Origin of the sequence: Primorskyibacter flagellatus (genome assembly GCF_900176485.1) — a bacterium.
Classification (GTDB): Bacteria; Pseudomonadota; Alphaproteobacteria; order Rhodobacterales; family Rhodobacteraceae; genus Primorskyibacter; species Primorskyibacter flagellatus.
Genome location: NZ_FWYD01000031.1, coordinates 23,366 through 29,681, shown reverse-complemented (window position 1 = coordinate 29,681; position 6,316 = coordinate 23,366). Strand labels below are relative to the sequence as shown.

The 6,316-nt window shown below is 59.9% G+C and carries 6 protein-coding genes; 3 read left to right on the top strand and 3 right to left on the bottom strand.

Annotation, left to right across the window (positions count from 1 at the left end; translation table 11 throughout):
* Positions 1 to 167: 167 nt before the first annotated feature.
* Together B8991_RS19690 and B8991_RS19685 are read right to left on the bottom strand one after the other, a co-directional pair.
* Positions 168 to 1,172, bottom strand: a complete 1,005-nt coding sequence (locus B8991_RS19690) for an ABC transporter permease (protein ID WP_084354993.1) — start codon at positions 1,170 to 1,172, stop codon at positions 168 to 170.
* Positions 1,169 to 2,272 carry an ABC transporter ATP-binding protein gene (locus B8991_RS19685; protein ID WP_084354992.1) on the bottom strand — a complete coding sequence of 368 codons (1,104 nt, stop codon included), beginning with the start codon at positions 2,270 to 2,272 and terminating at the stop codon, positions 1,169 to 1,171. Before B8991_RS19685 ends, B8991_RS19690 begins: the two co-directional genes overlap by 4 nt.
* A 271-nt stretch (positions 2,273 to 2,543) precedes the next feature.
* On the opposite strand from B8991_RS19685, the gene B8991_RS21605 reads away from it, so the two are divergent.
* From B8991_RS21605 to B8991_RS19675, 3 genes are read left to right on the top strand one after another with little or no spacing between them, the layout of a single operon-like run.
* Entirely contained in the window at positions 2,544 to 2,714 is a 171-nt protein-coding gene (locus tag B8991_RS21605; RefSeq protein WP_179141559.1) for a hypothetical protein, read from the top strand.
* Positions 2,715 to 2,764: 50 nt separating this feature from the next.
* On the top strand, positions 2,765 to 3,448 hold the full coding sequence (locus B8991_RS19680) for a GntR family transcriptional regulator (RefSeq protein WP_084354991.1): 684 nt from the start codon (positions 2,765 to 2,767) through the stop codon (positions 3,446 to 3,448).
* A 51-nt stretch (positions 3,449 to 3,499) separates the two neighbouring features.
* A complete protein-coding gene (locus B8991_RS19675) occupies positions 3,500 to 4,951 on the top strand; it encodes an MATE family efflux transporter (protein ID WP_084354990.1) in 1,452 nt (483 codons plus the stop codon).
* 45 nt (positions 4,952 to 4,996) lie between these two features.
* Here the strand turns inward: B8991_RS19675 and B8991_RS19670 are convergent, their stop codons facing one another.
* The gene (locus tag B8991_RS19670; protein WP_084354989.1) at positions 4,997 to 6,217 is read right to left on the bottom strand and encodes an AGE family epimerase/isomerase; all 1,221 of its coding nucleotides are present in this window, start codon (positions 6,215 to 6,217) and stop codon (positions 4,997 to 4,999) included.
* Between the last annotated feature and the right edge of the window lie 99 nt (positions 6,218 to 6,316).

Sequence of the window (6,316 nt, the reverse complement as noted above, 5' to 3'; positions counted from 1 at the left end):
TCTTGTTCATCTTCGCTCCTTAAAGGCTACGATGAACCAGAAACCCTCCGTTGTTCAAATCGCCATATCTGTCCCATAGGTGCTGACGTCAGACAGACCATGTTCAGGATGACGAACATCTTGTCGCCACGGGAATAGAGATTCATGTTGGTCATGGGGTTCCCTCCTTACCAGAGCGACGTGCGCGAGTAGCGCTTCGAGATTGCGTTCGCCGACATCACCAGAACAAAGGCCACTACGGCGTTGAACAAGCCCGCGGCTGCGGCAAGGTCGTACTGACCGCCCTGAATGCCCTGGCGATAGATGTAGGTGTTGACGACATCGGCGGTCTGATAGGTCGCCGGCTGATAGAGCAGGATGATCATTTCGAAGCTGACTTCGAGCATGTTCCCGATCCGGATGATCAGCATGATGATGATGGTCGGAAGGATCGACGGAAGCGTGATCTTCCACATCATCTGCCAGCGGCTTGCACCGTCCACCACAGCGGATTCATACAGCGTGGGGGAAACACCGGCGATGGCCGCAAGATAGACGATCGACTGGAAACCCGCCTCCTGCCAAATCCCCGTGCCGACAAAGATCGGCCGAAACCATTCGGGCTTGGTCAGGAAATAGATCGGCTCCACTCCGATCCATCCAAGGAAGGTATTGACGATACCTGCCGAGGGCGAGAAGGCGGTGATGACGATCCCCGCGATGATCACGGACGAGACGAAGTGCGGCAGATAAACGATGGTCTGGGCCGTCTTCTTGAAGGTTTGTTTCAGGATCTCGTTGAACATCAGCGCCAGCAGGATCGGCATGGGAAAGCCGAAGATCAGGCCGTAGAAGCTGATGATGATCGTGTTCTTGATGGCGCGCAGGAACTGATCGTTACCAAACAGCGTCTGGAAATGCTCCAGCCCGATCCAGGGGCTGCCCGCAACACCGCGGAAGATCGAGTAATCCTTGAACGCGATCTGAAGTCCGTACATCGGCTTGTAGAGAAAAATCGCCAGCCAGAGGATCGTCGGGATTAGCATGACGTAGAGCTGCCATTCCCGCTTGAGATGGTCCCCGACCCGCGTGATGCGGCTGGGTCGGCGGTGGCGCAGGGATTCGCTGGCGTCGAAGATCAACTCTTCTGTCGACGAGCCTGCGGCAGTGGTGAAATCCGGATCGTTGGTCATTGCGCCACCACCTGTCCGGGCAGCGCATCACCGGTTTTCGCGTCGAACACCTTGACCAGCTTGGGATCGATGGTGAAGCCCTTGATCCCGTCGAGGATGTGCATCTGGCCGACGGTGTCGGTGCGGATGACAAAGGGTTCGCCCTGAAGGTTGGCGTGGATCAGCGCCTCGGACCCCAGGGTTTCCACCAGGTCGACGTCAAGGTTGATGAGGTTCGGATCGTCCTGGTCGGTGACCGAAACGAACTCCGGCCGGATGCCCAGAATCACGTCCTGGCCCACCGCATTGGTCAGCGAGGGGATTTGCTGAAGCTGGACGCGCTGGCCGTCAAACTCGGCCACCGGCCCCTGATCGCCCGCGACGACCGTGGCGTTTACCATGTTCATGGGCGGCGAGCCGAGAAAGCCCGCGACAAAGGTATTGGCGGGGTTGAGGAAAAGCTCCATGGGCGAGCCGATCTGCTCGATCCGACCGTCATGCATGACGACGATGCGGTCGGCAAGGGTCATCGCTTCGACCTGGTCGTGGGTGACGTAGATCGAGGTCGCGCCGAGCCGCTTGTGCAGCCGTTTGATCTCGGCCCGCATCTGGGTGCGCAGTTTGGCGTCGAGGTTGGACAGGGGTTCGTCGAACAAGAACACCTTGGGGCGGCGCACGATGGCACGGCCCATGGCGACCCGCTGGCGCTGACCGCCAGACAGATCCGCGGGGCGACGTTCAAGATAGGGCGTCAGACCAAGAATTCCGCCAACCTCTTCCACGGAGGCGGCGATATGTTCTTTGCTTTCCTTGCGGATGCGCAGGCCAAAGGCGATGTTGTCGGCGACGTTGAGGTGCGGGTACAGAGCGTAGTTCTGGAATACCATCGCCACATCGCGGTCCTTGGGTGCCACCCGGTTCACGTGCCGGCCATCAATGGTCAGATCGCCATCGCTGATCTCCTCCAGTCCCGCGATCATCCTGAGCGTCGTGGATTTGCCGCAGCCGGACGGACCGACGAGAACGACAAATTCCTTTTCCTGCACCTCCAAGTCGATACCATGCACCACCTGAACGGCGCCGTAAGCCTTGACAATGCCCTCCAATCGAACTCCCGACATGTCCTTTCCTCCCTGTAAGTCTGGCGCTCGGCTCGCGCCTTTCGTGGTAACCCCACGCAAAGCCGTTTCGATGTCGGCAGCATGTTGTGGCGATTCGTCATTGATCTCGATCTGGTATACTAGTAGTTATCGTGGAATACTAGTATGAACTTCGAGTGGATTAGGCTAGATTGTCCCAAGACACAGACAGAATGGACGAAATGAGAACTATCAATGCCCCGGCTACGCTGGTTGCGGCCCCGGCCGTTCCGGTTGCAAATGGCAAACGGCGATGAGCGTCGAACTGGACCAACCGGCATTGGACGGGCGCGATGCGCGCCATGACCGCGCCATCACGACCAATAGCCATGATCCTGAGCGGATCTTGGCAAATCGCAAAGTCCGTATAAAAGGCACCCATGAAGGTAGCACCTCGAAACACCCGCGGAAATTCAGTTATTAGAAGCGTGGTGAAACCGGGCAAAAAACGTTCGCCAAAAAGGAAACCGATTGATGCAACATACTCTCCAGAGTGGACGCCGAACCGCCGTCGACGAAATCTTTCAGTATCTGGTCGAGGAAATCAATTCATTGCGGCTGCTTCCGGGCGACCGTATCTCCGAGTCCGAGGTCGCCGCGAAATTCGGCGTTTCGCGCCAGCCGGTGCGCGATGCCTTTACCCGGCTGGCCAATCTGGACCTGTTGCTGATCCGCCCGCAGCGCGCGACCGAGGTGAAGCGGTTCTCGTCTCGTGAGATCGAGAAATCGCGCTTCATCCGGCTGGCCATCGAATGCGAGGTACTGCGCCGCGCCGCCCGCGCCTTCGAGGCGCGCGACGCAAAGAGGTTGGATGCCTGCCTGGAGCGTCAGGAGCGAGCCCTAGCCAAGGGTGCGGTTCATAAATTCGGTGAACTGGACTACGAATTCCACCGCACCCTATGCGAGGTCGCCGGTGCCGAATTCGCCTTCGAGGCGATCTCGTCCGAAAAGGCCAAGGTCGACCGTCTGTGCATGCTGGGATTATCCAAGGAAGACCGGATGCCGCAGTTGCTTGACGACCACCGGGCCATCGCCGCGGCGATTGCCGCAGGGGACGAAGACGCAGCGGTCGCGGCGGGCACATTGCACCTGGCGAGGCTGGATACCACGATCGAGGCGATCTCGGCCAGCAACGCCAATTACTTCGAAGACGCCTGACGCCAGACAGTTCGAACACGGCCAAGACCAAGATCCTTCCGATACGCACCAATGATGGACCGGCGAAAGCCCTGTCCGCCGTCTGTGCGTAAATCCCGGTTCCTCTCATCAAGCGCGTTATCGCGCGGACGCCTCATGAGCGATATATTCTCACGCACGACCGATATTCCCACCACACGCGCGGTCTTTGATCTGGCCTGGCCAATGACGATCAAGGCCATCATGGTGCACGGCATCGTGGTCATCGACGCCTGGCTGGTGTCGTCTCTGGGGGAATCCGCCGTTGCCGTTCTCGGTCTCTCGGCGTCGATTGCCGGGTTGTTGCTCGGGCTGATTGTCGCGTTTTCCACCGCGACCCAGATCCGCGTCGCCCAGGCCTTTGGCACTGGCGACCGGGCGTTCCTGAAATCCGCGCTCTGGTCCGGGCTGATCATCAACCTGTGTGTCATCGCCATCGGCCTGACGATCCTGGGCTTCTCGGCGGGAGGGATCATCGACGCGCTCGCGCACACCGACTGGATCGCCGATCAGGCGCGGCGCTACATCACGGTCTTTGCATTGGTGATCGTGTCCGAAGCCATCGGTCAGTGCCTGACCAGCTTTTTCAACGGCTGCGGAGAAACCCGCCTGCCGCTCTATAGCTACCTGCTGGCGGTGCCAATCAACGTGAGCACCAGCGTGATCCTGATCCACGGTCTCTATGGCGCACCCGAGTTCGGCGTCGTCGGCGCCGCCATGGGCTCGGCGCTGGCCTCGGCATTGCAGGCCGGCTTTCTCGCTACGGTGCTGATGATACGCACCGGTTTTCTCCTGCGTGTCACGGGCTGGCGGAACGGCACGTTCCTGGCAAGCCTGCGCCGTCATCTGGTCTTTGCCCTGCCGATCGCCACGACCTTTGCCAGCGCCACCATTGCGATGAACGTCTGCGGGCTGATCTACGCCGCCTTCCCGGTTAACCAGTTCGCAGCGATGACAATCATCATGCCCTGGGTTCAGGTCGCGGGAACCTTCGGCATGTCATGGGCACAGGCCACCGGCATCATCGTTGCCCAGCTTCTCGGTCGCGGCCAAAGCGGCGACGGCCTCGACGGGTTCCTTGCCGGTGCATGGCGTGGCGCGCTGGTAGCGGCGACTGTGGTCGCGGCGATCTATGCCGTCATCGTCATCGCGTCGCCGATTATCTACTCCGACCTGCACACCGAGACCCGCGCGATGCTGATGACGTTTCTGCCGATCCTGCTGGTCCTGCCATTCCCGAAGGGGTCGAACGCGATCTGCGGCAACACCCTGAGGGCGGGGGGTGAAACGGTCTATGTCATGCACATCTTCGTCTGGTCACAATGGCTCTTCCGGGTGCCGGCAACCGCGGTAATGGTGCTTTATCTCGACCTCTCGGTAACCTGGGTGTTTTCACTTCTGCTGATCGAGGAAATCGTCAAGTTCGCACCGTTCCACCTGCGGATGTACAAGGGCGACTGGAAGCAGGGTGGCATCGACGACTGAACATTTCGGACCAAGTAGACTGTCACGCCAAGAGGCGGGGGCTGTCTAGCCAGGATATCGCCAAAGCCCTGCGCGGGCACCTTCGGTCAGGGCCAGCACCAGGTGATAAAGCAACCGACTTAACGCGTCCGGCCACAGCGCCCGACCTTTGGTGTCCAACTGATTGGCAAATGCCGCGCGGCCAGCGAAAAAGCGGCGAAAGATCAGCAGGGCCAGCGCCTGTGCCTTTTCGCCGTTGTCGCCTTCGGTTGCCCGAACCGCATAGGCTTTGATCGCCTCGGTCTGCGGCCACAACAGGAAACGATCCTCGCGCCAACTGACATCGGCAGACACGGCGTCAAAGGCAGCGCCATGCATGAAGCCGCCCTCTGAAAACCCGTGCCTGTCGGCAAAACCGAGCATCCGCATGGCCACCTCGCGCTGCGAAGGATCGCCGCCCAGCTCAACCTCTCGAAACAACAGCCAGGCCCATTCGCATTGATGGCCGATCTCGCGACGCGCTCCGTCACAACCGGGCAGCACTGACAGATCCGGAGCAATGAATTCGGTGATCGTTCCGCTGTCGCTGTCGAGGAAATACTCCAATCCCTTGGCTCGCATCCTCGCGGCGCGTTCAAGCCAGATCGGTGTGCCGGTCATTTCAAACGCCTGAAGCGCGGCCTCGTACAAGTGCATATGCGGGTTCTGTGCGCGGTTCGGCGACAAAGCCGACGCAGGGTCCTCGATCCCGTCATGTTCCAGCATCAGGCCCGTCGCCGGATCCGTTAGCACCGTCTCGACCATCGACCAGCAAGCGTCCAACTCGGGCGTCACGTTGTCGTCCTGTGTCAACCTTCCCCAGGCCGACAGCCCGAGGATCACGAAACTCAGATCGTAGCTGAACGCCAGATCATCGACAGGATCATCGGTCGGTTCTCCGGATGCATTGATCGCACGACGGTAGAGACCGGGGGCCTTGCGGAACGCCGGAATGGCCGCCCGCGCGATACGTGCCGCCCGGTGATACGCTGGATTATCCGACATCAGCGCGAGATGGGAAAACGTAAACAGCAAACGCGCCTGCGCCAGAATCGTTCGTCTTGCCGGCTGCATTGGCTGACCAGCCTCGTCCAGTAGATCGAAAAAGCCGATGCTCTCGGGATCACGCGCCCGCAGCGTCCAGCCCGGCAGAAAATCATCCCAGAACCAGCTGACCCAGTCCTGCACCCCGGCGGACTCATTCGGCTGGCGTGACGTTATCGGTCCGTTGGTTTGCGCGGATGCCATTCTTTAGAAGCCCTTTCGTGAATGTATTTTATCTGGCTCGAACGTAGCGAGGCGGCTCGGCAAAGCTGCCCTGAGACCAGCTTACATGCTTGCGATTTG